Origin of the sequence: Tessaracoccus lapidicaptus (genome assembly GCF_001693815.1) — a bacterium.
GTDB classification, from domain to species: domain Bacteria; phylum Actinomycetota; class Actinomycetes; order Propionibacteriales; family Propionibacteriaceae; genus Arachnia; species Arachnia lapidicapta.
Genome location: NZ_MBQD01000017.1, coordinates 1 through 1387 on the forward strand (window position 1 = coordinate 1; position 1387 = coordinate 1387).

1 protein-coding gene is annotated in these 1387 nt (G+C 65.5%); it reads right to left on the bottom strand.

Annotation, left to right across the window (positions count from 1 at the left end; translation table 11 throughout):
* Window positions 1-15 precede the first annotated feature (15 nt).
* Window positions 16-1296 carry an integrase catalytic domain-containing protein gene (locus tag BCR15_RS05260; protein ID WP_068751159.1) on the bottom strand — a complete coding sequence of 427 codons (1281 nt, stop codon included), beginning with the start codon at window positions 1294-1296 and terminating at the stop codon, window positions 16-18.
* Window positions 1297-1387 lie beyond the last annotated feature (91 nt).

Genomic DNA, 1387 nt, shown 5'->3' on the forward strand with positions numbered 1-1387 from the left:
TCCTGTTGCCTCATGTCAAGATGCCCGCTTGGTTTGAGTCGTTGACTCATCTGGGTTTGCCCGCTTCGGATCGCTGATCTTCCGGCGGGAGAGGTAGACGTGGTTGGTCTTGGCGCGGCGTTGGACGGCGCCCCGGCGGCGGGCGAGTTCGAGCAGGTTGCCTTGGATGTCGGCGATGCGGTGTTTGAGGTCTTCGACGTCTGTGTCGCGGTGGAGGGTGTCGAGGTGGCGTGCGTCGTGGTCGTGGACGAGGTCGCTGTAGTCGGTGAGTAGGCGGTGCATGGGGGTGGCTGCGGTGTCGTGGCGTTTCTGCACGCGGGCGCCGGTGCGGGTTTTGGAGATCAGGCGTTGCTGGGGCAGGAACAGGTTGGTCTGGATCGAGATCAGTGGCCAGAGTTGGTTGAGGAGGTCCAGCTCGCGGGGGGTGTCGTAGCGGTAGTAACCGACGTTGCGGCGCACGATGGACCAGTTCTTCTGTTCGACGTGGGCTTGGTCGTTGGAGTGGCTGGCCCGGCCGCGGGAGAAGCTGATCTGGTTGCTGGTGGTCCAGCGCAGTAGGTGGTGGTTGATGAACTCCGAGCCGTTGTCGGAGTGGATGCCGGCGATATGGAAGGGGAACCGGAGGCGTAGTTGTTCGAGGGCGGTGGCGACGATGCGTTCGCCCTTGGACTTGACGGTGATGGTCTCGGTCCAGCCGGTGGCGACGTCGGTGGCGTCGAGGGTGTAGTGGAAGTGGCCGTTGTTGTCGCCGCCTTCGTGTCCGACCAGATCGATCTGGATGATCCCGGGGATGGTGTCGTTCCACTCGGCCCAGGTCTTGAGCGGGATCGAGGTCTTCAGCAGTGATCCGGGGCGGGTGTGTGACAGGCCCTTGCCTGCGACCAGTCCCTGACGGTGGGGCGCGAGGCGGCGGTCGATGGTGGCCGGTGACATGCGGAGCACGGCCTCGACCACTGCTTGCTCGGTGGGGGTGAGGCGGCCGTGGCGGGCCAGGTTGGACAGCAGGTCAGGCACGGCGGGGTGGAGGCGTTTGCCTGAGGGGCCGTCGAGGATCGCCCAGCAGCGGGCCAGGAGCGCGACGGTGGCGTCGTCGTAGGTGCGCACTGGCTCCCGCGCTGTTCGGGGTCGGGTTGCCCGGTCGGGGTCGGCCAGCAGTGTCCTGATTGCCTTGCGGGCATGGTCGCGATGCCAGCCGGTGAGTTGGACCACGGCGTCCAGGATGGCTGACTTCTCGGCCCGTGATGCCTTGGGCCACTTCGCCAGCTGAGCCTGCGTGACCGCTCTACGTGTCGCCATCGTCAACTCCATCCCCGAGTCTGACCCACGCGGGCATCTTCAGATGAGTCAACGACTCCAGCTACGCGGGCATCTTCGATGAGTCAACTCG

Bases quoted from the DNA above. Each gene is read 5' to 3' on its own strand.
- BCR15_RS05260 (WP_068751159.1), bottom strand. From the start codon at position 1,296: ATGGCGACACGTAGAGCGGTCACGCAGGCTCAGCTGGCGAAGTGGCCC.